Raw genomic sequence first — 24,580 nt, 5'->3', positions numbered from 1 at the left:
GCGGGACGCTGGTTTTCGACAGGAATCATTCGATGTCCATTGTCTATTCGCGCCTCGGCCCGCTGCTGGCCGGCGTCGTGCTGGCCAGCCTAGCCAGCATGCCGAGCCAGGCCCTGACCCTGGAGCAGGCCCTGGCCCTTGCCGGGCGTGAAGCGCCCAACCTGATGGCGCGCGCCGCCGAACTGGAGGCGGCGCGCCAGGCCGCGCTACCCGCCGGCGAGCTGCCCGATCCGAAACTGCTGCTGGGCCTGCAGAACCTGCCCATCGAAGGGCAGGACCGCTGGCGCCTGGATGCCGAGCCGATGACCATGCGCATGCTCGGCGTCATGCAGGAGGTGCCCAACCGCGCCAAGCGCAGCGCCCGGGTCGAGCTGGCGCAGGCGGGCATCGACTCGGCCGCGGCCCAGGAACAGGTCGAGCGCCTGCAGGTGCAGCGGCAGGCCGCCCAGGCCTGGATAGTCGCCCAGGCCCTGGAGCAGCGTTTGCAGCTGTTCCAGGACTTCTACGCCGAGAACCGCCTGCTCGAGCGGGCGGTGCAGGCGCGCCTGGCCGGCGGCCGCGGGCGGAGCGCCGACAGCCTGGCGCCGCGCCAGGAGGCCCTGGCCCTGGCCGAACGCGAGGATGAACTGCAGCAGCAGCGCAGCCAGGCCCGCGCCGTCCTGCGCCGCTGGGTCGGCGCGGCGGCCGACGAGTCGCTGCGCGGCCCCTTGCCCGACTGGCCGGTGGACGAGGCGCGCTACCGCCATGCCTTGCCCCAGCACCCCGAACTGCAGGCCTTCGTCCCGCAGACCCGCGAGGCCGAGGCCCGGGTCAAGCTGGCCGAAGCCGACAAGCGCCCCGACTGGAGCTGGGAGCTGGCCTACCAGCAGCGTGACCGCGCCTTCGGCGACATGCTCTCGCTGCAGCTGAGCATCGATCTGCCGGTGTTCGCCGGCAGCCGGCAAAACCCGCGGATCGCCGCCCAACGCGCCGAGCTGCTGGCCCTGGAGGCCGAGCGCGAGACCTTGCTGCGTGAGCACGCCACGCAGCTGGCCATGGAACTGGCCGAGCATCGGCGCCTGCAGCGCGCCGTGGAGCGCAGCCGCGAGCAGTTGCTGCCGCTAGCCGAGCAGCGAGTGCGCCTGAGCCTGGCCGACTACCAGGCCGGGCGCGGCGAGCTGGGCGAGCTGATCGCCGCCCGCCGCGAGCGGGTGGAGGCGCAGTTGCGCCACCTGGACTTCCTCGAACAGCGGGCGCTGGTCGCTGCCCGCCTGCATTTCGCCTACGCCGGCCATCAGGAGAACGACCTATGAGCTCGTCACCGATCAAAGCCCTGGGCCTCGTCGTCCTGCTCGCCGTCGGCGCGGCCAGCGGCTACTGGTTTGGCCGCCAGGGCCATGAGCAGCCAGCCGTCGCGGCCGCCGACAGTGAGCGCCCGGTGCTCTACTGGTACGACCCCATGTACCCGCAGCAGCGTTTCGAGCAGCCGGGCAAGTCGCCATTCATGGATATGGACCTGGTGCCGCGCTATGCCGATACCGAGGCCGGCAGCGCGCCGAGCACGGCCATGCAGATCGACCCGCGCCTGACCCAGAACCTCGGCATGCGCCTGGCTAGCGTGGTGCGCGGGCCGCTGCAGGGCGAGCTGGACGCCGTCGGCAGCCTGGGCTTCGACCAGCGCGCGGTGGCCCTGGTGCAGACGCGCAGCGCCGCCTTCGTCGAACGGGTCTATCCGCTCGCGCCGGAAGATCGGCTGGCGGCCGGCGCGCCGCTGGTCGATCTGCTGGTGCCGGAATGGCTGGCGGCGCAGGAGGAATACCTGGCCCTGCGCGATCTCGACCAGCCGCAACTGCTGGCCGCGGCGCGCCAGCGTCTGCAGCTGGTGGGCATGCCGGCGGCGCTGATCGCACGCCTGGAGCGCAGTGGCCAGGTGCAGCGGCTGTGGACGGTGCCCAGCCCGATCGCCGGGGTGGTGCAGGAGTTGCAGGTCCGCGAGGGCATGACCCTGGGCGCCGGGCAGACCCTGGCGCGGATCAACGGTCTGCAGCAGGTCTGGCTGGAGGTGGCGCTGCCCGAGGCGCAAGCCAGCGGGATTGAGCCCGGCCAGCCGGTCGAGGTGCTGCTGCCGGCCCTGCCGGGGGAGATCATCGGCGGCCGTATCGAGGCGCTGTTGCCCGAGGCCAACCTGGACAGCCGCACCCTGCGTCTGCGGGTGGTGCTGGACAACCCCGCGGGGCGCCTGCGCCCCGGCATGAGCGCGCGGGTGCGCCTGCAGCACAGCCAGGGCAGCGAGACCCTGCTGCTGCCCAGCGAGGCGGTGATCCGCAGCGGCCGGCGCAACCTGGTGCTGCTGGCCGAGGGCGAGGGCCGCTACCGGCCGCTGGAAATCCGCATCGGCCGCGAGCAGGGCGACCAGGTCGAGGTCCTCGAAGGTCTGAGCGAGGGCCAGCAGGTGGTGGCGTCCGGGCAGTTCCTGCTGGATTCCGAAGCCAGCCTGCGTGGTCTGCTGGCCCAGGAACAGGGGCAACCGGCGGCCGAGGTCAAGCTACAGCCAGCCCTGCATGAGGCCGAGGGGCAGATCGACGAGATCGAGGCCGATGGTCTGCTGCTCACCCATGGTCCGTTCAAGACCCTGGGCATGCCGGGCATGAGCATGTTCTTCCCGGTGGCCGATGCCGCCCTGCTGCAGGGCCTGCAGCCCGGCCAGCGGGTGCGCGTGGCGGTGCGCGAGAGCGATGAGGGCCTGCTGATCGAACGGATTCAGCCGCTGGCACCCGCCGAGCATGGCGACCACGGCCACCAGGAGGTGCAGCCATGATCGCCGCGCTGATTCGCTGGTCCCTGGCCAACCGCCTGCTGGTGCTGCTGGCCAGCCTGTTCGCCACCGCCTGGGGCGTCTGGGCGGTGCAGAACAGCGCCATCGATGCCCTGCCGGATCTGTCCGACACCCAGGTGATCATCCGTACGCCCTATGTCGGCCAGGCGCCGCAGATCGTCGAGAACCAGGTCACCTACCCGCTGGCCAGCGCCATGCTCTCGGTGCCGGGGGCCAGCGCGGTGCGCGGCTTCTCCTTCTTCGGCGACAGCTTCGTCTATGTGCTGTTCGAGGACGGCACCGACCTGTACTGGGCGCGCTCGCGGGTGCTGGAGTACCTCAGCCAGATCCAGGAGCGCCTGCCGGCCGGGGCCAAACCGGCGCTGGGGCCGGATGCCACCGGCGTCGGCTGGATCTACCAGTACGCCCTGGTCGACCGCAGTGGCCAGCACGACCTGGCGCAGCTGCGCGCCCTGCAGGACTGGTTCCTCAACTTCGAGCTCAAGGCCCTGGCCAACGTCGCCGAGGTGGCGACCATCGGCGGCATGGTCAAGCAGTACCAGGTGCTGCTCGACCCGATCAAGCTGGCCAGCCGCGGCATCACCCAGCAGCAGGTGGCAGCGGCCATCGGCGAGGCCAACCAGGAAAGCGGCGGCAGCGTGCTGGAACTGGCCGAGGCCGAATATATGGTGCGCGCCTCCGGCTACCTGCAGAGCCTCGCGGACTTCCGCGCCATTCCCCTGCGCCTGGATGCCGGCGGCGTGCCGGTGACCCTGGGCGAGGTGGCGCATATCCAGCTCGGCCCGGAGATGCGCCGCGGCATCGCCGAGCTGGATGGCGAAGGTGAGGTGGTCGGCGGCGTGGTGATCCTGCGCAGCGGCGCGAACGCGCGCAGCACCATCGCCGCGGTCAAGGCCAAGCTCGACGAGCTGCAGGCCAGCCTGCCCGAGGGCGTGGAGATCGTCACCACCTACGACCGCAGCCAGCTGATCGACCGCGCGGTGCGCAACCTGGGCGAGAAGCTGGTGGAGGAATTCGTCGTGGTAGCCCTGGTCTGCCTGGCCTTTCTCTGGCACCTGCGCTCCTCCCTGGTGGCCATCGTCTCGCTGCCGCTGGGGGTGCTGATCGCCTTCGTCGTCATGCAGCAGCAGGGCATCAACGCCAACATCATGTCCCTCGGCGGCATCGCCATCGCCATCGGCGCCATGGTCGACGCGGCCCTGGTGATGATCGAGAACGCCCACAAGAAGCTCGAACACTGGCATGCCGAGCACCCGGGCGAGGTACTCAAGGGCGAGCGGCACTGGCAGGTGATCGGCCAGGCGGCGCTGGAGGTGGGCCCGGCGCTGTTCTTCAGCCTGATGATCATCACCCTGTCGTTTATCCCGGTGTTCACCCTGCAGGCCCAGGAAGGCCGCCTGTTCGGCCCCCTGGCCTTTACCAAGACCTACGCCATGGCAGCCGCCGCCGGGCTGTCGGTGACCCTGGTGCCGGTGCTGATGGGTTACTGGATTCGCGGGCGCATCCCCGACGAGCAGCGCAATCCGCTTAACCGCGGGCTGATCCGTGTTTATCAGCCGGTGCTGGAATGGGTGCTGCGCTTCCCCAAGGCGACCCTGGTGCTGGCCCTGCTGGTATTTCTCAGCTCGTTGTGGCCGGCCAGCCAGCTGGGCGGCGAGTTCCTGCCGCCGCTGGACGAGGGCGATCTGCTGTATATGCCCACCGCATTGCCGGGCTTGTCCGCGCAGAAGGCCGCGCAGCTGCTGCAGCAGAGCAACCGCATGATCAAAACGGTGCCCGAGGTGGCGCGGGTATTCGGCAAGGCCGGGCGCGCCGAAAGCGCCACCGACCCGGCGCCGCTGGAGATGTTCGAGACCACCATCCAGTTCAAGCCGCGCGAGCAGTGGCGCCCCGGCATGACCGCGGAAAAGCTGGTGGAGGAGCTGGACCGAGCGGTGCAGGTGCCGGGCCTGGCCAACCTGTGGATCCCGCCAATCCGCAACCGTATCGACATGCTCGCCACCGGCATCAAGAGCCCGATCGGGGTCAAGGTGGCCGGCAGCGACCTGGCGCAGATCGATGCGGTGACCCAGGCGGTGGAGCGGGTGGCGCGCACCGTGCCCGGGGTCGCCTCGGCGCTGGCCGAGCGCCTGACCGGCGGGCGCTATATCGACGTCGACATCGACCGGGTGGCCGCCGCCCGCCATGGCCTGAATATCGCCGAGGTGCAGGCGCTGGTGGCCGGCGCCATCGGCGGGATGAACGTCGGTGAAACCGTGGAGGGCCTGGCGCGCTTTCCCATCAACCTGCGCTACCCGCGCGAGTGGCGCGATTCGCTTAGCCGTTTGCGCGAGTTGCCGATCTACACCACGATGGGCAGCCAGATCACCCTCGGCAGCGTGGCGCGCATCGCCGTCAGCGACGGCCCGCCGATGCTCAGGAGCGAGAATGCGCGGCCCTCCGGCTGGGTCTATATCGACACCCGCGGCCGCGACATGGCCTCGGTGGTAGCCGACCTGCGCTTGGCCATCGCCGAACAGGTGCGCCTGCAGCCGGGCATGAGCCTGAGCTTCTCCGGCCAGTTCGAATTTCTCGAGCGGGCCAATGCGCGGCTCAAGCTGGTGGTGCCGGCGACCCTGCTGATCATCTTCGTGCTGCTCTACCTGTGCTTCTCGCGCCTGGACGAGGCGTTGCTGATCATGGCCACCCTGCCGTTCGCCCTGACCGGCGGCGTCTGGTTCCTCTACTGGCTGGACTACAACCTGTCGGTGGCCACCGGCGTGGGCTTTATCGCCCTGGCCGGGGTGGCGGCGGAGTTCGGCGTGATCATGCTCCTGTACCTGCGCAACGCCTGGGCCGAGCGCCAGGCGGCCGGGCAGGGCACGCCGGCGGCGTTGCTGGAGGCGATCCGCGAGGGTGCGGTGCAGCGGGTGCGGCCCAAGGCGATGACGGTGGCGACCATCGTCGCCGGCCTGTTGCCGATCCTGCTGGGCAGTGGCAGCGGCAGCGAGATCATGAGCCGTATCGCCGCGCCCATGGTCGGCGGCATGCTCAGCGCGCCGTTACTGTCGTTGCTGGTGCTGCCGGCCGCCTATCAGCTGCTGCGCCTGCGCGAGTTGCAGCGCCGGGCCAACGCTGCTGGCGGATGATCGCCTCGTTGAACTCCATTTCCACGCCCTGGTGCATGATTGTCCCCGAGCCTGCTCGGCGCAGGCGTATTGCACGAATCACCGGCATCAATCGGCGCGGTGACTGTTTCTGCCACGAGGCGTTCACCCGTTCGCCTACCTACCTTTGGGAAAAGCCGATGTCAGGTGTGACGCTACTGCGGGCCGCTCGCCCCAACTTCCTCCTGCTCGCGCTGCTGTGCGTGGCCCTGGGCTTGGTCCTGAGCGAGCGGTCGTTGCCGAGCGTGCAGGGCGGCCAGTTGCTACTGGTGGTGCTGGGCGCCGTGCTGGCTCACGCGGCGGTCAATCTGCTCAACGAATACCAGGATTTCCGTTCCGGGCTGGATCTGCTCACCGAGCGCACCCCGTTCTCCGGTGGCAGTGGCGCGCTGCCGGACAACCCCGGGGCGGCGCCGCTGGTGCTGGACGCGGCCCTGGCCGCGATGGCGGCGGTGCTGCTGATTGGCCTGTACTTCCTCTGGTTGCGCGGCTGGCCGATGGCCCTGCTCGGCGTGGCCGGGCTGTCGCTGGTAGTCGGCTATACCCGCTGGATCACCCGTTGGCCCTGGCTGTGCCTGCTGGCGCCCGGTCTGGGCTTCGGGCCGATCATGATCCTGGGCACCCAGCTGGCCCTCGGCGGGCGCCCCGATGTGGCCACGGCCGTGGTCGCCCTGGTGGTGATGCTGCTGGTCAGCGAGCTGCTGCTGATCAACCAGATTCCGGATGTCGGTGCCGACCGTCGGGTCGGCCGTCGCCATCTGCCGATAGTGCTGGGCGTGCAGAGGGCATCGTGGCTCGTGGCGCTGTTGCTGCTAGGCGCCTACCTGCTGCTGGGCGGCGCGCTCTGGCTGGGGCTGCTGCCGAAGGCCGGCGCCCTGGCCTGGCTGGCGCTGCCGGCCGCGCTCTGGGTCTGCTGGCGCCTGCCGCGGGTACTCGACCGGCGCGAGCGACTGGCCCGGGTGCTGGCGGTCAATGTGGCCAGTCTGCTGGCTACCCTGGCGCTGCTTGCCCTGGGGCTGTGGCTCGGCGACTGACGCTGCCAAGGCGCTCGCCATCGCGCTGCATCAGGTGCAGGCATCGAGTAGGGCGCCATGCGCACCAGGGTGAGCCGCGGGCTCCTGGTGCGCACGGCGCGGCTCCGGCCGCCGCCCGATTCACTGGCCGTTCGGCACGGACTGGCTTTCCAGCATCTGCTCCATCATCTGCAGCATGTCCTGCATGTTCTGGTGCATGTCCTTCAGGCACTGCTGCTGCATGGGCGCATCCTTGGCCATCGGGCATTGGCTCTGCTGCATGCGCTGGTTCATCATGCCCATCTGCGAACGCATGGCCTGGCGGTGTTCGCTGCGGATCTTCTGCCGCTGCTGAGGGTCGGTGGTGCCGTGCATCTGCCGCATCATGTCCTGCATCTGCGACCAGTTCATCATCATGCCCTGGCCCATGCCTTGTCCCATGGGCATGCCTTGCTGGTTCTGCGCCAGCTGCTCCGGATGATGGGCCTGCTCGGCGAAGGCGGGGGCGCTGAGCAGGGCGCCGGCCAGAGCCAGAGCGGTCAGTGCGTTGTGTGAAGTGGTGTTCATGGTGATGCTCCTGCGTGGTTTACGGGGTGTGGCGAAGACTGCCCAGGCGTACACGCTTGAGCAGAGCGGAATTGACGATCACCGACAGCGACGACAGGGCCATGGCGGCGGCCGCCAGGATCGGGTTGAGCAGGCCGAAGGCTGCGATGGGAATGCCGATGCTGTTGTAGATAAAGGCCCAGAACAGGTTCTGCTTGATCTTGCGCATGGTCGCGCGCGACAGCTGGATCGCGGCCACTACGTCGCGCACGTCGTCGCGGATCAGGATGATGCTGCCGGTCTCCTTGGCCACGTCGGAGCCCGAGCCGATGGCGATGCCGATCTCGGCCGCGGCCAGGGCCGGGGCGTCGTTGACGCCGTCGCCGACCATGGCCACCACCTGGCCCTCGCCCTGTAGCTGGCGGATCACCGCGACCTTGTCGTCCGGCAGCACCTCGGCGATCACCCGGCCGATGCCGACCTGGCGCGCCACCGCCTCGGCGGTGCGCCGGTTGTCGCCGCTCAGTAGCACCACCTGGATGCCGTCGGCGAGCAGCGCCGCGACCGCTTCGGCCGCCTCCGGCTTGACCGTGTCGGCCACGGCGATCACCCCGAGCAGGCGCTGCCCGACGCCGACCAGCATGGCGGTCTTGCCATCGGCTTCCAGGGCGACCAGGGTCGCCTCGGCCTCTGCGCTGGCGATCCCCTCGCGGGCGAACAGGCGCCGGTTGCCCAGCCAGACGGTGCGCCCTTCGACCGTGCCGGCGATGCCATGGCCGGCGATGCCCTCTATCCCACTGGCCTTCGGCAGGCGCATGCCACGCTGGCGGGCGGCGCGGACGATGGCCGCGCCCAGCGGATGTTCGGAGCCGGATTCCACGGCGGCGGCCAGTTGCAGCACCTCGTCCTCGGTGGCGTCGCCGAAGGCCAGCAGGTCGGTCAGCTCGGGTTCGCCGCGGGTGATGGTGCCGGTCTTGTCGAACACCACGGTGGAGAGCTTCTCCGCCCGCTCCAGCACTTCGCCGCCGCGGATCAGGATGCCGTTATCGGCGCCCTTGCCGACCCCCACCATCAGCGCGGCGGGGGTGGCCACGCCGAGCGCGCAGGGACAGGAAATGATCAGCACCGCGATAAAGGCCATCAGCCCCTGGGGAAAGCTGCCGGCCAGCCACCAGCCGAACAGCGCCAGGAAGGCCACGCCGACCACTGCCGGGACGAAGTAGGCGGTGACCTGATCGGCCAGGCGCTGGATCTGCGCGGTGCTGCCCTGCGCCTCCTCGACCATCCTGATGATCTGCGCCAGCGCCGTGTCGGCGCCGATCCGGCTGGCCTTGAAGCGGAACACCCCGCTGCGGTTGAGGGTGCCGCCGATCACCGCGCTGCCCGGGCGCTTGTCCACCGGCATCGATTCGCCGGTCAGCATCGACTCGTCGACGCTCGTCTGGCCTTCGCTGACCTCGCCGTCGGTGGGAATCTTCTCGCCGGGCTTGACCACCAGCATCTCGCCGACCATGACGTTCTCCACCGGCAGGTCGACTTCCTCGCCGTCGCGGATCACGTGGGCGATGGCCGGCTTGAGGTCGAGCAGACGGCGCACCGCGGCCGAGGATTTCTTCTTGATGATCTCCTCCATGTACTTGCCCAGCAGGACGAAGGCGATGATCACCGCCGAGACCTCGAAATAGACCTCACGCTCGCCCACCTTGACCGGCAGCACCTCGGGAAAGAACAGCACCGCCACGCTGTAGAAGTAGGCCACCGAGGTGCCCATGGCGATAAGGAAATCCATGTTGATATTGCGCGTGCGAATGGCATTCCACGCGCCCTTGTAGAAGCTCCAGCCGCCGATGAACTGCACTGGCGTCACCAGCAGGAACAGCCACATGCCCCAGGTGAAGAACGGCAGTGCGTCGAACGGCACCCAGCTCATCAGCATGGCGCCGGTGGCCAGGCCGATAAAGGCGCCGGCGCGCAGCAGGGCCAGGGCCAGCACCCCGGTCAGGGCGATGGCCACACGGGTCTGCATGGCCTTGAGCTCGGCCTCCGGCGACTCGAAGGTGCGCACGCAGCTGTCGCTGCAGAAGTAATAGGTGCGCCCGCCGCGCTCACGCGACAGCGCGGTGGCCTTGTCCACCATCATCCCGCAGATCGGGTCCTTCGCCAGTTGCTTGCCTGTGCTCGCCGGCGTGGCGGTAGCCGGCGCCGGCTGGTGCTCGTGCTGACACGGCTGGGCGGCGCGGCCTCTGGCGTAACGCGGCGCATCGCGCAGGAACTCGTCGCGGCAATGGGCCGAGCAGAACCAGTAGCGGGTGCCTGCGAACTCGACGCTGGCGCTGGCCGTGGCCGGGTCGACGACCATCCCGCACACCGGATCGAGCACCTGTTCCTGGCCATCGTGGGTTGCCGTGGGCTGCGGCATGGGCAAGTGGTTCATGGTTGCTTCCTCGTGTCCGCGGCGGCGTGCGGACGGGCCGTTGGCCAGGGCAGGAAGGCCGGGGTGGCGTCGCGGTAGCGGCGATAGGTCTCGCCGAAGTGCACGAGCATCTCCTGCTCCTCGCGCTTGGCCAGCTGCACGTACATCAGCAGCAGGACGGGGAACATCAGCAGGGTCAGCAGGGTCGGCCACTGCAACAGGAAGCCCAGCATGATCAGTACGAAGGCCACGTATTGCGGATGGCGGATACGCGCGTAGGGGCCGCTGTCGGCCAGCTCGCCGGCCTGCTGCGCGCGGTAGAGCACGCGCCAGGCGCTGGCCAGCAGCCAGAAGCCGGCAACGATCAGCAGATTGCTGAGAAAGTGCAGTGCGCCGAAGTGCGGATCGCCCTGGAGACCGAGCAGGCTGTTCCACAGGTGGCCTGCATCGTGGGACAGCGGGTCGAGTTGCGGGTAGCGGCTCTGCAACCAGCCGGCCAGCAGGTAGAGGGGCAGTGGCACGCCGTACATCTCGACGAACAGCGCGACGATAAAGGCCGCGAAGGTGCCGAAGGTGCGCCAGTCCCGCGGACTGTTGGGCTTGAAGAAGCTGAAGGCGAACAGGATGAACACCAGTGAGTTGACTATCACCAGGCCCCACAAGCCGTAGGCTGAGGTCGCATGTTCCATAGACTGTCTCCCGGCTCAGTGGTGATCGTGCGGGTCGTCTTTATCCCGACCATTGCCGTGATGCATAAACAGATGCATAAACGGGCAGAGCAGCAGGACCAGATAGGGCAGGGCGCCGAGCAGGTGCGCCTCGTGTTCCTCCCAGAGCAGCAGCAGGGCGATCCCGGCGAATACCGCCAGGGCAGGCCAGAAGCGCCAGGGAGTGGTGGCCGCAGGGGCCGGGCGGTGATCGTGCGACATGGCGGACTCTCCAGTAATCGGGGGGAGCCTGCCGGCGCGGCGAATGACCGGCGCGGGCAGGCGGTGGACTGCACTGGAAGAGTCGGGGTTACTCGTTGAAACGCTGCAGTCGCAGGTGCAGGGGCGGCGGGAAACCGGGGGCGTGGGCGGAGGGGGCGATACACAGCACTCGATCGCGCAGCCCGGCGGTCAGGGCGAGCAGGCCGGGCATCGCGATCAGCGCCGCCAGTGCCAGCAGCGACAGCAGTTGGCTGAGCGGGATGTTCTGCAGGGCGATGCCGCTCTCGTCCATGCCGGAGCCGGCCGAGTCGTGGCAGCCGGTGAGCTGCAGGAACTCGGCCGCCCCATGAAGACCGAGAACGCTGGCCGACGCTTCGGCTGGGTGCTCATCCGCATGCGCATGGCTACCGACGTGGACGAGTGAGCAGGCAACGAACAGCATGAACCACAGCGCCGCCAGGTGTCCGGCAAGCCTCGATTGGCGTTGGCGCAGGGCTTGGATCATGGCGGGGCCGCAGGCTTAGGAAAACTAATTCCAGTAAAGACCCGTTGCAGGCAAATCGCCTTGATCCAGATCAACGGGCGCCAGTGGCGTCAGCGCGCCACGCTGACCCCCTCCAGGCTGGCGAAGGAGGTGTCCTTGGCGGTCAGCAGGAAGTCGCGCATGAACGGCGCATCGAGCATATCGGTGCGGATGGCGGCATACAGGGTGGCGAACAGGCCCTTGTCGCCCAGGCGCTTGGCGCTGACGTAGCCGCGCGAGCTGTACTCATGCAGCGCCCAGTTGGGCAGGCCGCATACGCCGCGGCCGCTGGCCACCAGTTGCATCATCATCACCGTCAGCTCCGAGGTGCGCACCTGCGCCGGTTCCACGTCGGCCGGCTCGAGGAAGCGGGTGAAGATGTCCAGGCGGTCGCGTTCCACCGGGTAGGTGATCAGGGTTTCGCTGGCCAGGTCCTCGGGCTGGATAAAGGCCTTGCCCGCCAGGCGGTGCTGGTTGGCCACGGCGAGCATGGCCTCGTAGGTGAACAGCGGCACATAGGTGATGCCGGCCAGCTCGATGGGATCCGAGGTCACCACCAGATCGAGATCGCCACGGGCCAGCGCCGGCAGCGGGGCGAAGGAAAAGCCTGAGGCCAGGTCCAGCTCCACCTCCGGCCAGGCGTCGCGGAACTGGTCGATGGTCGGCATCAGCCACTGGAAGCAGCTGTGGCATTCGATGGCCATGTGCAGGCGTCCCGCGGTGCCGCCGGCCAGGCGCGCCAGGTCGCGTTCGGCGCCGCGCAGCAGAGGCAGGGCGGCGTCGGCCAGCTGCAGCAGGCGCAGGCCGGCGCTGGTGAAGCGCACCGGCTTGGTCTTGCGCACGAAGAGTTGCAGGCCCAGACGCTCCTCCAGCTCCTTGAACTGGTGCGACAGCGCCGACTGGGTCAGGTGCAGGCGCTCGGCGGCCTCGACCAGGCTGTCGGTCTCGCGCAGGGCGTGCAGGGTCTTGAGATGGCGCAGTTCGAGCATGCTTCGGCTACCTGTGGAATGAATGAAACTTATAGGCGTACGTTTTCCAGGTGAGTTTCCTTCATGGAAAGCCGGCTGTCGAGCCGGCGACTTGCCGGCCAGGGGCGTCTGCGCCAGCATGCCGTCTTCCTTGTCGCGGAGCCGGGTTATGCGCCGACTGCCTTCCCTCACCGCCCTGCGCACCTTCGAGGCCGCCGCCCGGCATGCCCATTTCGGCCGCGCCGCCGCCGAGCTGTGCGTCACCGACAGCGCGGTCAGCCACCAGATCCGTCAGCTGGAGGAGCAGCTCGGCACACCGCTGTTTCAGCGCGACGGCCGCCAGGTGCGCCCGACGCCCCAGGCGCGGCGCCTGCTGCGCAGCCTGCAGCAGGCGTTCGAGCTGATCCTTGATGCCTGCGACGAGCTGCGCGACCCCGGCTCGCAGGCGCAGCTGCGCATCGCGGTGACCGCCGAGCTGGCGCAGAAGTGGCTGGTCGGCCGGCTGGCCGATTTCAGCGAACGCCATCCGCAGATCACCCTGCACCTGCACGAGCAGCCGCTGGAGGCGCCGCTGCCCGGCGCCGAGATCGACCTGGCGATCACCTACGGCACCGGACCGGAGGACGCCAGCGCCTACTTCGTGCGGCCGCTGCCGACCCTGCAGTTCTTCCCGGTGTGCAGCCCGGGGCTGTTCAACCAGCAGCCGCTCAAGCATCCGCGCGATCTCGCGCGCCACTGCCTGCTGCACGACGACCAGGACGGCAAGACCTGGACCGCCTGGCTGACCACCCACGCCGGCGACATCCAGCCGGCGCGCCACCTCTACCTCGGTCACGCCGGCCTGACCATGGAGGCCGCCGCGCGCGGCCAGGGCGTGGCCATCGGCGACAACCTGACCAGCGCCGAGGACCTGGCCAGCGGCCGCCTGGTACGCCCGTTCGCCGCCCAGGTGGCCTCGCTTGGGCAGTACGCGCTGGTCTGCGAACGGCTGCGCCTGGACAAGCCGGCGGTGGCGCAGTTCATCGAATGGTTCATCGATCAGCTCGCTGATATCTGAATTTCATTCAAGGTTTCCGCGATTATCGTCATTGGTCGCGGGCGTTGTGCCGCGGGTACTGTCGGGCTACTTCCAGCCACCTACGAGACCTGCACCATGGCCCGTACCCTGACTTCCCTGCCCAAGGCCGACGGCTTCCGCCTGCCCGGCGAATTCGCACCCAAAAGCCGCTGCTGGCTCGGCTGGCCGGAGCGCCCGGACGTGTGGCGCAATGGCGGCAAGCCGGCGCAGAAGGTCTGGGTCGAGATCGTCAGCGCCATCGCCAGCAGCGAGCCGGTCACCGTGTGCGCCTCGGCGGCGCAGTACGCCAATGCTCGCCGCCAGCTGCCGGCGCAGGTGCGGGTGCTGGAGATGACCTGCAACGACACCTGGTTCCGCGACAGCGGCCCTGCCTTTCTGCTCAACGATGCGACCGGCGAGATCCGCGGCGTGGACTTCGAGTTCAACGCCTATGGCGGCCTCGACGGTGGTCTCTACTATCCCTGGGACAAGGACGACCAGATCGCCCAGAAGATCCTCGAGATCGAAGGCTTCGACCGTTACCGCGCGCCCTTCATCGCCGAGATGGGCGGCATCCAGAGCGACGGCCAGGGCACCCTGCTGACCACCGAGCAGTGCCTGCTCAATCGCAACCGCAACGCCCACCTGGGCAAGGACGAGATGACTCGGCGCCTTTGCGACTACCTCGGCGCCGAGCAGGTGATCTGGCTGCCGCGCGGCTGCAAGTTCGACGAGACCGACGGCCATATCGACGACCTGGCCTGCTTCGTGCGCCCCGGCGTGGTGGTGATGCAGTGGACCGACGACCGCAGCGACCCGCAGTGGGAGATCTACCAGGAGGCCTACGACATCCTGCGCAGCAGCCGCGACGTCCGGGGCCGCGCGCTCGAGGTGCACAAGCTACCGCAGCCGCGGGTGCTGGAGTGGACGGCGGTCGAGGCCGAAGGCCTGGACCAGGACGACGCCACCCATACCCGCCAGGCCGGCATGCGGATCTGCGCCTCCTACATCAATTACTACGCCGGCAACTCGGCCATCGTCCTGCCGCTGTTCGGCGACCCCAACGACCGCGTCGCCCAGGCCACCCTGGCTGAGCTGTTCCCCCGGCACCGCATCCTCGGCATCGAGAACTCTCGGGAAATCCTGCTTGGCGGCGGCAACGTCGCCTGCATCACCATGCCGCAATATGCCGCGCCGCGGCGTCAGGAGGTGTAGTCATGCGCCGCCTCGCACTGAGCCTCGCCCTTGGCTTGTGCGCCGCCGCCCAGGCGGCGCCGGAGAAGCAGGTCAACCTGTATATCTGGAACGAGTACCTGGCGCCGGACACCCTCTCGTCGTTCGAGGCCAGGACCGGCATCCGGGTGGTGGTCGATCACTTCGACTCGCTGGAGACGGTGGAGACCAAGCTGCTCACCGGGCGCAGTGGCTACGATCTGGTGCTGACCGCCGGCCAGCACCTGCAGCGGGCGATTCAGAGTGGCGCGCTGCAACCGCTGGACAAGACGGCGCTGCCGCATTTCAGCGGTATCGGCGCGGAGTTCGCCAGGCACATGGCCTCCTTCGATCCGGGCAACCGCCATGCCGGCATCTACCTGTGGGGCACCACCGGCATCGGCTACCAGCAGCAGGCGATTGCCGCTCGCATGAGCGAGGCGCCGGTAGACAGCTGGGCCATGCTGCTGGACCCGGCTGTGGTCTCGCGCTTCGCCGACTGCGGAGTGAGCTTTCTCAACGACCCCAACGAGGTGTTCGCCGCCGCGTTCAGCTACCTCGGGCTGGACATCAACCGGCAGGACCTCGATGACCTCAAGCAGGCCGAGGCGCAGCTGGCCAAGGTGCGGCCCTACATCCGCTACTTCGACAACGACCGCAACATCGCCGATCTGGCCAACGGCGACACCTGCCTGGCCATGTCGTGGAACGGCAACGTGGCCATCGCTGCCGGCCAGGCCGAGCAGGCCGGCAAGCCTTATGCGATCCGCTACAGCATTCCGCGCGAGGGGGCGCAGATCTGGTTCGACGCCATGGTGGTGCCGAAGGACGCACCGCATCCGCAAGCGGCCCTGGCCTTGATGGACCATCTGATGAGCCCCGAGGTGATCGGCGCCATCACCAACTCGGTCTACTACGCCAACGCCGTGCCGGCGGCCGACGCCACGGTCGATCCGTCGATCCTGGCCGACCCCGGCACCTATCCGCCAGCCGAGGTGCGGGCGCGGCTGTACACCAAGAACGACAACAGCCCCGGTTTCAATCGGGCGCTGACGCGGGCGTTCAGCCGCTTCAAGTCGGGCACCTGAGTGCCGATGCGAGGCGCCGGTGGCGGGCGCTTCGCGCAACATGAATGTTTTTTGTGTTTGTGGCGAATTTATTGAGTTTGTCTCAGTTTTAGTCGGTGCCGACAATGTCGCCATTGACGAATACGGAGATGGACTCATGGCACTGGCACACAACCTCGGCTTTCCACGTATCGGCCGCGACCGCGAGCTGAAGAAAGCTCTCGAAGCCCACTGGCGTGGCGAGCTGGACGAAGCCGGCCTGCGCGCCGTCGGCCAGCGCCTGCGTGCCGAGCATTGGCAGCTGCAGAAGGACGCCGGCATCGCGCTGCTGCCGGTCGGCGACTTCGCCTGGTACGACCAGGTGCTCACACATTCCCTGGCCTTCGGCGTGATTCCCCAGCGTTTCCGCCCGGCCAACGGCAAGCCGACCCTGGACACCCTGTTCGCCATGGCGCGCGGGGTTTCTGTAAACAACAGCCAGCACGGCTGCTGCGGCGGCGCTCATGCCCAGGAGCTGACCAAGTGGTTCGATACCAACTACCACTACCTGGTGCCGGAGTTTGCCGCCGACCAGCAGTTCGCCCTGAGCTGGGAGCAGCTGTTCGAGGAAGTCGCCGAAGCCCATGCCCTTGGCCACGCCGTCAAACCAGTGCTGATCGGCCCGCTGACCTACCTGTGGCTGGGCAAGAGCAAGGGCGGCGCGTTCGACCGCCTGGAACTGCTCGAACGCCTGCTGCCGGTCTACGGCGAGATTCTCCAGCGCCTGGCCGCCCAGGGCGTGGACTGGGTGCAGATCGACGAGCCGATCCTGGCGCTGGACCTGCCGCAGGACTGGAAGAACGCCTTCGAGCGCGCCTATAACCTGATCCAGCGCGAACCGTGCCGGAAGCTGATCGCCACCTATTTCGGCGGCCTGGAGGACAACCTCGGCCTGGCCGCCAATCTGCCGGTGGACGGTCTGCATATCGACCTGGTGCGTGCGCCGCAGCAGTTCCCGAGCATTCTCGACCGCCTGCCGGCCTACAAGGTGCTGTCGCTCGGCGTGGTCAACGGCCGCAATGTCTGGCGCACCGATCTGGAGAAAGTGCTGGCGATCCTGCAACAGGCCCATGAGCGCCTGGGCGAGCGGCTTTGGGTGGCGCCGTCCTGCTCGCTGCTGCACAGCCCGGTGGACCTGGCGCGCGAGGACCAACTGGACGCCGAACTGAAAAGCTGGCTGGCCTTCGCCGTGCAGAAGTGCCGCGAGGTCGCGCTGCTGGGCAAGGCACTGGCTGCGCCGGAGGACGCCGAGGTGCTCGCCGCACTGGCGCAGAGCCGCGCCGTGCAGGCCGCGCGCGCCGCCTCGCCGCGTATCCATAAGCCAGATGTGCAGGCACGGCTGACGGCACTGGAGCCCGCCGCTGGTCTGCGCCAGTCGCCCTTTGCCGCGCGCCGCGGCAAGCAGCGCGCGCGCCTGCAACTGCCGTTGCTGCCCACCACGACCATAGGTTCCTTCCCGCAGACCGCTGCCATCCGCCAGGCGCGGCAGGCGTTCAGGGCCGGCACGCTCAGTGCGGACGATTACGCCGAAGCGATGCGCAGCGAGATCCGCCATGCCGTCGAGGTGCAGGAAGCCCTCGGCCTGGACGTGCTGGTGCATGGCGAGGCCGAGCGCAACGACATGGTCGAGTATTTCGCCGAGCAGCTGGACGGCTACGCCTTCACCCGCTTCGGTTGGGTGCAGAGCTACGGTTCGCGCTGCGTCAAGCCGGCGGTGATAGTCGGCGACCTGAGCCGCCCGCAGGCCATGACGCTGGACTGGATCCGCTATGCCCAGGGCCTGACCGCCAAGCCGATGAAGGGCATGCTGACCGGGCCGGTGACCATGCTGATGTGGTCCTTTGCGCGTGAGGATGTGCCGCGCGAGGTGCAGGCGCGCCAGCTGGCGCTGGCCATCCGCGACGAGGTGCTGGATCTGGAAGCGGCCGGCATCGGCATCATCCAGATCGACGAGGCGGCGCTCCGCGAGGGGCTGCCGCTGCGCCGGGAGGCCTGGCAGGGCTACCTGGACTGCGCCACCGAGGCCTTCCGCCTGGCGGCTGGCGGGGTGCGCGATGAGACGCAGATCCACACCCACATGTGCTACAGCGAGTTCAACGAGGTGATCGAGGCCATCGCCGCGATGGACGCCGACGTCATCACCATCGAAACCTCGCGTTCGGCCATGCAGCTGCTGGAGGCCTTCGAGCGCTTCGCCTATCCCAACGAGATCGGCCCGGGCGTCTACGACATCCACTCGCCGCGTGTGCCGGACAGTGCCGAGATGGCCGGCCTGCTGCGCAAGGCGGCCCGGCGCATCCCGCTCGAGCGGCTGTGGGTCAACCCCGACTGCGGCCTGAAGACCCGCGCCTGGCCGGAGACCGAGGCGGCGTTGGTGAACATGGTCGCCGCGGCCCGGCAGCTGCGCGCCGAGCTGGCCTGAGTGCCTTGGGGGGCGGCTAAGGCCCCTGCCACGGCAACAACGATCTGTGGGAGGGGCTTTAGCCGCGAGCCGCGACGCTCCGGCTGGCGTCCCGGGTCACCGTGCGTCCGACCGCTCGTCCTCCTTCATCAAATTGTCATGGGTCTGTGGCAGCGCCCTCGAATGACTTTCACCAGACTCGCGCTTCAGTGGGGTTCTGCGTTTTTGGTGTTTTCATGCGTGCATTGATTTTCCTGGCGGCACTGCTGTGCGGCCTGTCCAGCGTTGCGGCGAATCGCTGCGAACTCGAGCAACCGACCCGTTACGCCGAGGTCGGCGAGGTACGCCTGGCCTACCAGAGCATCGGCAGCGAGCGCGACCCGGCGCTGCTGCTGGTCATGGGCCTGGGCGGGCAGCTGATCCATTGGCCCGACGAGGTGGTCGAGCGCCTATGCCTGCAGGGCTTCCGGGTGATTCGCTTCGACAATCGCGACGTCGGCCTGAGCAGCTGGCGGCAGCCGGCGCCGGTGATCAACCTGGGCTACGAGGCGCTGCGCTATCGCTTCGGCCTGTCGCTGGGCGCGCCCTATCATCTGCGCGACATGGCCGGCGATGCCCTGGGTCTGATGGACCGCCTGGGCGTGACGAACTTTCATGTGCTGGGCGCGAGTATGGGCGGCATGATCGCCCAGCATCTGGCCGACCTGGCACCGCAGCGGGTGCTCAGCCTGACGCTGGTGATGACCAGCTCCAGCGCCCAGGGCCTGCCGGCTCCGGACGAGGCGCTGTTGCAACTGCTGGCGCGGCGCGAGGCGGCCAGTCGCGAGGCGGCGCTGCAGCAGCAGGCCGATCTGCTCGCAGCCCTGGGCAGCCCGGCGGTGCAGGACGACCGCGCGCAGCTGCTCGAGCAGGCGCAGATCGCCTACGACCGCGCCTTCAACCCCGAAGGCGTGCAGCGCCAGTTGCTGGCGATACTCGCCGAGCCGAGCCGGGTCGAACTGCTCAATCGCCTGCAGGTGCCGACCCTGGTGGTGCACGGCACCGCCGATCCGCTGTTGCCGGTGATGCACGGCGTGCACGTGGCGGCGCATATCGAGGGCGCCGAACTCAAGCTGATTCCGGGTTTGGCCCACCGTTTTCAGGAGGCGTTCAAGGAGTCGCTGCTGGCCGCAGTGCTGCCGCATCTGGCGGCGCACCGGCAGGATCTGGGGCTGGCGCGGTTGTGAGGCGGGGCAGGGCGCTCAGAGTTCCTGGTTCTGCTTGAACGTCTTGCGGCGATGCAGGCTGTCGATGCCCTCGCTGCTGTGGCGCAGCAGCTTGTCGGCCGTGGTCACCCGATCGATATAGCGAACGACGCTCAGTTCGGCCTCGTGGCGTGAGGCGTAAGGACCTTCCAGCGTCCCTCGCGGGTGGCGAAGAAATACTGGCCATTGACGGCGCTGACGCGCGAGCTGCGGTAATGCGTTGCGGGATGAGGGTCGGCGCTGCGTTGGCCAAACATGGCGCGGGCTCCATGTGCAGGGGCTGGATGATTTGAGTCTACTGGGCCCTTCGCCGTCTGCCGGGCGAGGCGACCAGCGGTCGATATCGCCTCGCTGCGGCAGGCTTCTGGCCGGGGGGCTGGCGGCGTAATGCCGAACGATCGTATGCAGCGGTACAGTTGCCCGGTGCAAAGGGGGGGCAACTGTCACTGTGGCGGTGGCGGGGCACCCCCTAGAATGGCGCTTTGCGGCGGCAGCGCTCTGCCGGCCGCCCGTTCGAGGTCGCCATGCATATCTCCTCCGGCCGTTGGCTCTACGGCCTGCTGCTCGCCCTGACCACCGCCGTGCTCTGGGGTATCCTGCCGATCAAGCTCAAGGAAGTGCTGCAGGTGATGGACCCGGTCACCGTCACCTGGTATCGCCTGGCAGTGGCCGGCTCGCTGCTGTTCGCCTATCTGGCCGCGTCCCGTCGCCTGCCGCGCTTTCGCCCGCTGGGGCGCAAGGGCGCCTGGTTGCTGGTGCTGGCCATCGGCGGCCTGACCGCCAATTACGTGCTCTATCTGGTCGGGCTGAAACTGCTCAGCCCCGGCACCACTCAGTTGGTGATCCAGGTGGCGCCGATCCTGCTGCTGGTCAGCAGCCTGTTCGTGTTCCGCGAGCGCTTCAGCCTGGGTCAGGGCGTCGGCCTGGCCATCCTGCTGCTGGGTTTCGTGCTGTTCTTCAACCAGCGCCTGGGCGAGCTGCTGACCTCGCTCACCGCCTACACCGCCGGGGTGCTGATCGTACTGGCGGCGGCCTTCGTCTGGACCTTCTACGGCCTGGCGCAGAAGCAGTTGCTGACGCTGTGGAGCTCGGTACAGGCGATGATGGTGATCTACCTGGCCTGCGCGCTGTTGCTGACGCCCTGGGCCCATCCGTCGCAGGCGCTGCAGTTGAGCCCGCTGCAGGGCTGGCTGCTGCTGGCCTGCTGCCTCAATACCCTGGTGGCCTACGGCGCCTTCGCCGAGGCGCTGGCGCACTGGGAGGCGTCGCGGGTCAGCGCCACCCTGGCCATCACCCCGCTGGTCACCTTCGTCTCGGTGGCCCTGGCGGCCAGCTGGTGGCCGGATCACGTGCAGCCCGAGCAGGTCAACGGCATCGCCTATGGCGGCGCCGTGCTGGTGGTGTTCGGCTCGGCGCTGACCGCCCTGGGCCCGTCGCTGGTGAAGACCTGGCGGGCACGCCGGGCGCGTCAGCAACTGGCGTCGAGCTAGCCGGTCGGTGGGGGGGCGTCTTGCACGGCACTATCCTCCTGCCGGCAGTGCCTGCGGCGCTGCCGAACGCGGCGGCGGGTAATCGCCCATCTTTTTGACCTGCTTGATAAAACTGGAATGTTTCTTGCCATCTCCCCGGCAGGGCGCAATTTCGCGTCAAAAGATTGAATCGGCTGGGGTAGCGACGTGGCAGTAGATCGCGCACAAATCATCGGTGAGGTACGCAGCAACCTGGCGGGCCTGCGCCACGGCAACCTGGGTATTCCCCTGCTGCTGCTGGTCATGCTCGGCATGGTCATGCTGCCGATCCCGCCGTTTCTGCTCGACGTGCTGTTCACTTTCAGCCTGGCCCTGTCCATCGTCGTGTTGTTGGTCAGCATCTACGCGCTGCGCCCGCTGGATTTCGCCGTGTTCCCCACCATCCTGCTGGCGGCCACCCTGCTGCGCCTGGCGCTGAACGTGGCCTCGACCCGCGTGGTACTGCTCAACGGCCACGAGGGCCACGGCGCGGCGGGGCAGGTGATCCAGGCCTTCGGCGAAGTGGTGATCGGCGGCAACTACGTGGTCGGTATCGTGGTGTTCGCCATCCTCATGATCATCAACTTCGTGGTGGTCACCAAGGGCGCCGGGCGCATCTCCGAGGTAAGCGCGCGCTTCACCCTCGATGCCATGCCCGGCAAGCAGATGGCGATTGACGCCGATCTCAACGCCGGCCTGATCGATCAGGCCGAGGCCAAGCGCCGCCGTAGCGAGGTGGCGCAGGAGGCTGACTTCTACGGCTCGATGGACGGTGCCAGCAAGTTCGTCCGCGGCGACGCCATCGCCGGTCTGCTGATCCTGTTCATCAACCTGATCGGCGGCATCGCCATCGGTGTGCTACAGCACAGCCTGGCCTTTGCCGACGCCGGCAAGGTCTACACCCTGCTGACCATCGGCGACGGCCTGGTGGCGCAGATCCCGTCGCTGCTGCTGTCGACCGCCGCCGCGGTGATGGTGACCCGCGTGTCCACTTCCGAGGACATGGGCTCGCAGGTGCAGCGGCAGATGTTCGCCTCGCCCCGGGCGCTGGCGGTGGCGGCGGCGATCCTGATCGCCATGGGCCTGGTGCCGGGCATGCCGCATTTCTCCTTCATCAGTCTGGGGCTGCTGGCCGCCGCCGGCGCCTACTGGATCGCGCACAAGAAGCGCGCGGTGCAGGAGGCCGAGCTCAAGGAGGTCCAGCGCCAGCAGGAGCTGCTGCCGGCGCAGAAGGCGCAGGAGGTCAAGGAACTGGGCTGGGACGACGTCACCCCGGTGGACATGGTCGGCCTGGAGGTGGGCTACCGCCTGATCCCGCTGGTCGACCGCAACCAGGGTGGCCAGTTGCTGGCGCGGATCAAGGGGGTACGCAAGAAGCTGTCGCAGGAGATGGGCTTCCTCATGCCCTCGGTGCATATCCGCGACAACCTCGACCTGGCGCCCAACGCCTATCGTCTGACGCTGATGGGCGTCAGCGTGGCCGAGGCCGAGGTCTATCCGGACCGCGAGCTAGCGATCAACCCCGGCCAGGTGTTCGGCCCGCTCAACGGCATCGCCGCCAAAGATCCGGCGTTCGGCCTGGAGGCGGTGTGGATCGATCCCAGCCAGCGCGATCAGGCGCAGTCGCTGGGCTATACGGTGGTCGACGCCAGCACGGTGGTCGCCACCCACCTCAACCAGATCCTGCACAAGCATGCCCACGAGCTGCTCGGTCACGAAGAGGTGCAGCAACTGATGCAGCTGCTGGCCAAGAGCTCGCCGAAGCTGGCCGAGGAGCTGGTGCCGGGCCTGGTGTCGCTGTCGACCCTGCTCAAGGTGCTGCAGGCACTGCTGCAGGAGCAGGTGCCGGTGCGCGACATCCGCACCATCGCCGAGGCGATCGCCAACGTCGCGCCGAAGAGTCAAGATCCCGCCGCGATGGTCGCCGCGGTTCGCGTGGCGCTGGCCCGCGCCATCGTGCAAAGCATCGTGGGACTAGAGCCGGAGCTGCCTGTGATCACCCTCGAGCCAAGGTTGGAACAGATATTGCTGAACAGTCTGCAGAAGGCCGGTCAGGGCAGCGAGGATGGCATCCTCCTCGAACCGGGCATGGCCGAGAAGCTGCAGCGTTCCCTGGTGGAAGCGGCGCAGCGCCAGGAAATGCTCGGCAAGCCGGTGATCCTGCTGGTGGCCGGTCCGATCCGGGCGATGCTGTCGCGCTTCGCGCGGTTGGCGGTCTCCAGCATGCACGTGCTGGCCTACCAGGAAATTCCGGACAACAAGCAGGTCACCATAGTCGCCACTGTGGGCCAGAACTGAGGTAAAGGGTCATGCAGGTCAAACGCTTCTTCGCCGCCGATATGCGGACCGCCATGAAACTGGTGCGAGACGAGCTGGGCGCCGACGCCGCGATCATCGGCAATCGCCGGGTGGCCGGCGGCGTCGAGCTGACAGCGGCGCTGGACTACCAGGTGACGCCTGCGCCGGTGCGGCCCAATCCCGCCCTGGAGGCCGAGCTGCGCAAGACCCAGGCGCGCATCGCCAGCGCCCAGGCCGAGCTGGCCACCCGCGCCGAGCAGGACGCCGGCAAGGATCGCCAGCTGTTCGCCAATGAATCGCTGGTGGCGCCGGAGCTGCCGGTGACCCCGGTCAAGCCGCAGCGACCGGCAGCCGAGCCCGCGCCGACGCAGCCCGGGGTCGATCCGTACGCGCTGGACGCCATGCGCTTCGAGCTCAACGGCCTGCGCGAGCTGATCGAAGTGCAACTGGGCTCCATCGCCTGGGGGCAGCTGCAGAACCGTCGTCCGCAGCAGGCCAACCTCTGGCGCCGCCTGCAGCGCATGGGCCTGCCCGCCGATCTGGCGCAGGCGCTGCTGAACAAGGTCGCCGACGTCGCCGAGCCGCGCCAGGCCTGGCGCATGCTGCTGGCCCACCTGGCGCATGCGATCAAGACGCCGCAGGTCGAGCCGCTCGAGGAGGGCGGGGTTATCGCCCTGGTCGGTCCGGCCGGCATGGGCAAGACCACCACCCTGGCCAAGCTGGCCGCCCGTTATGTGCTCAAGCACGGCGCGCAGCAGGTCGCCCTGGTCAGCATGGACAGCTACCGCATCGGTGCGCAGGAGCAGCTCAAGACCCTGGGCCGCATCCTCGGCGTGTCGGTGACCCAGGTCGATCCCGGCCAGTCGCTGCTGCAGGCGCTTGCGCCGCTGGCGAAGAAGCGCGTGGTGCTGATCGACACCGCAGGGCTGCCGAGCAGCGACCCGGCGCTGCGCCTGCAGCTGGACAGCCTGGCGGGGCGCGGCATCCAGGCGAAGAACTATCTGGTGCTGGCGGCCACCAGCCAGAACCAGGTGCTCAAGGCCGCCTACCATAGTTACAAGCGCTGCGGCCTGGCAGGCTGCATACTGACCAAGCTGGACGAGGCGGCGAGCCTTGGCGAGGTTTTGGCTCTGGCTATAGGCCAGCATCTGCCGGTAGCCTATGTCACCGACGGCCCGCGGATTCCGGACGACCTGCAGGTGCCGCGCAGCCATCAGCTGGTCAGCCGTGCGGTGGGCCTGCAGGCTGCCGACGAGCCGAGCGAGGACGCCATGGCGCAGCTGTTCGCCGGCCTCTACCAGAACCCGGCGCGGCGCGCCGGCTGAAGACGACGAGAATGTGACAGCCACCGGCGGCAAGCCGCCGGAGTGAACGGCCGAAGGGCCAAGTCGAAGTTAGACA

The 24,580-nt window shown here is 68.4% G+C and carries 18 protein-coding genes and 1 pseudogene; 12 read left to right on the top strand and 7 right to left on the bottom strand.

What is annotated here, in order from left to right:
- Positions 1–32: 32 nt before the first annotated feature.
- The 4 genes from ACUTAF_RS12105 (at position 33) to ACUTAF_RS12090 (ending at position 6,995) form a co-directional block, all read left to right on the top strand.
- Positions 33–1,292 (top strand): TolC family protein, encoded by a 1,260-nt coding sequence (locus tag ACUTAF_RS12105; RefSeq protein WP_445580190.1) that lies wholly within the window; start codon positions 33–35, stop codon positions 1,290–1,292.
- Positions 1,289–2,797, top strand: coding sequence for an efflux RND transporter periplasmic adaptor subunit (locus ACUTAF_RS12100; RefSeq protein WP_445580189.1), 1,509 nt, complete (start codon positions 1,289–1,291; stop codon positions 2,795–2,797). Before ACUTAF_RS12105 ends, ACUTAF_RS12100 begins: the two co-directional genes overlap by 4 nt.
- Positions 2,794–5,943, top strand: coding sequence for an efflux RND transporter permease subunit (locus ACUTAF_RS12095; RefSeq protein WP_445580188.1), 3,150 nt, complete (start codon positions 2,794–2,796; stop codon positions 5,941–5,943). Before ACUTAF_RS12100 ends, ACUTAF_RS12095 begins: the two co-directional genes overlap by 4 nt.
- Before the next feature lie 158 nt (positions 5,944–6,101).
- Entirely contained in the window at positions 6,102–6,995 is an 894-nt protein-coding gene (locus ACUTAF_RS12090; RefSeq protein WP_445580187.1) for a prenyltransferase, read from the top strand.
- A gap of 120 nt (positions 6,996–7,115) precedes the next feature.
- Here ACUTAF_RS12090 and ACUTAF_RS12085 read toward each other — a convergent pair whose 3' ends face one another.
- From ACUTAF_RS12085 to metR, 6 genes are all read right to left on the bottom strand, one after another.
- Complete coding sequence (locus tag ACUTAF_RS12085; protein WP_445580186.1) at positions 7,116–7,541, bottom strand: hypothetical protein; 426 nt, start codon at positions 7,539–7,541, stop codon at positions 7,116–7,118.
- A 19-nt stretch (positions 7,542–7,560) separates the two neighbouring features.
- Positions 7,561–9,954, bottom strand: a complete 2,394-nt coding sequence (locus ACUTAF_RS12080; RefSeq protein WP_445580185.1) for a heavy metal translocating P-type ATPase — start codon at positions 9,952–9,954, stop codon at positions 7,561–7,563.
- Complete coding sequence (locus tag ACUTAF_RS12075) at positions 9,951–10,622, bottom strand: methyltransferase family protein (protein WP_445580184.1); 672 nt, start codon at positions 10,620–10,622, stop codon at positions 9,951–9,953. The genes ACUTAF_RS12080 and ACUTAF_RS12075 overlap by 4 nt, the downstream gene beginning before the upstream one ends.
- Positions 10,623–10,637: 15 nt before the next feature.
- A complete protein-coding gene (locus tag ACUTAF_RS12070) occupies positions 10,638–10,862 on the bottom strand; it encodes a DUF2933 domain-containing protein (RefSeq protein ID WP_445580183.1) in 225 nt (74 codons plus the stop codon).
- Between the two features lie 88 nt (positions 10,863–10,950).
- Positions 10,951–11,367 (bottom strand): hypothetical protein, encoded by a 417-nt coding sequence (locus ACUTAF_RS12065; protein ID WP_445580182.1) that lies wholly within the window; start codon positions 11,365–11,367, stop codon positions 10,951–10,953.
- Positions 11,368–11,456: 89 nt separating this feature from the next.
- Entirely contained in the window at positions 11,457–12,374 is a 918-nt protein-coding gene (gene metR / locus ACUTAF_RS12060) for a transcriptional regulator MetR (protein WP_445580181.1), read from the bottom strand.
- A 148-nt stretch (positions 12,375–12,522) separates the two neighbouring features.
- Between metR and ACUTAF_RS12055 the strand changes: the two genes are divergently transcribed.
- The 5 genes from ACUTAF_RS12055 to ACUTAF_RS12035 all read left to right on the top strand — a co-directional run bounded on the left by ACUTAF_RS12055 (position 12,523) and on the right by ACUTAF_RS12035 (position 19,355).
- Positions 12,523–13,410, top strand: a complete 888-nt coding sequence (locus ACUTAF_RS12055; protein ID WP_445580180.1) for a LysR substrate-binding domain-containing protein — start codon at positions 12,523–12,525, stop codon at positions 13,408–13,410.
- A 96-nt stretch (positions 13,411–13,506) separates the two neighbouring features.
- Positions 13,507–14,625, top strand: coding sequence for an agmatine deiminase (gene aguA / locus ACUTAF_RS12050; RefSeq protein WP_445580179.1), 1,119 nt, complete (start codon positions 13,507–13,509; stop codon positions 14,623–14,625).
- A gap of 2 nt (positions 14,626–14,627) precedes the next feature.
- On the top strand, positions 14,628–15,710 hold the full coding sequence (locus ACUTAF_RS12045) for an extracellular solute-binding protein (RefSeq protein WP_445580178.1): 1,083 nt from the start codon (positions 14,628–14,630) through the stop codon (positions 15,708–15,710).
- Between the two features lie 136 nt (positions 15,711–15,846).
- Complete coding sequence (metE, locus tag ACUTAF_RS12040; protein WP_445580177.1) at positions 15,847–18,150, top strand: 5-methyltetrahydropteroyltriglutamate--homocysteine S-methyltransferase; 2,304 nt, start codon at positions 15,847–15,849, stop codon at positions 18,148–18,150.
- A 215-nt stretch (positions 18,151–18,365) separates the two neighbouring features.
- Positions 18,366–19,355: an alpha/beta fold hydrolase gene (locus ACUTAF_RS12035; RefSeq protein ID WP_445580176.1), complete on the top strand. Its 990-nt coding sequence runs from the start codon at positions 18,366–18,368 to the stop codon at positions 19,353–19,355.
- 15 nt (positions 19,356–19,370) lie between these two features.
- Here ACUTAF_RS12035 and ACUTAF_RS12030 read toward each other — a convergent pair.
- Positions 19,371–19,630: pseudogene (locus ACUTAF_RS12030) on the bottom strand (DUF6316 family protein).
- 267 nt (positions 19,631–19,897) lie between these two features.
- Between ACUTAF_RS12030 and ACUTAF_RS12025 the strand changes: the two are divergent.
- From ACUTAF_RS12025 to flhF, 3 genes are all read left to right on the top strand, one after another.
- Entirely contained in the window at positions 19,898–20,863 is a 966-nt protein-coding gene (locus ACUTAF_RS12025; RefSeq protein WP_445580175.1) for a DMT family transporter, read from the top strand.
- A 186-nt stretch (positions 20,864–21,049) separates the two neighbouring features.
- Positions 21,050–23,179, top strand: a complete 2,130-nt coding sequence (gene flhA, locus ACUTAF_RS12020; protein WP_445580174.1) for a flagellar biosynthesis protein FlhA — start codon at positions 21,050–21,052, stop codon at positions 23,177–23,179.
- An 11-nt stretch (positions 23,180–23,190) separates the two neighbouring features.
- A complete protein-coding gene (gene flhF, locus ACUTAF_RS12015) occupies positions 23,191–24,504 on the top strand; it encodes a flagellar biosynthesis protein FlhF (protein WP_445580173.1) in 1,314 nt (437 codons plus the stop codon).
- Positions 24,505–24,580 lie beyond the last annotated feature (76 nt).

Source organism: Pseudomonas sp. SP16.1, from assembly GCF_052682975.1.
The sequence above is the reverse complement of the archived record's forward strand: the minus strand, read 5'-3'. Positions and strand labels throughout refer to the sequence as shown.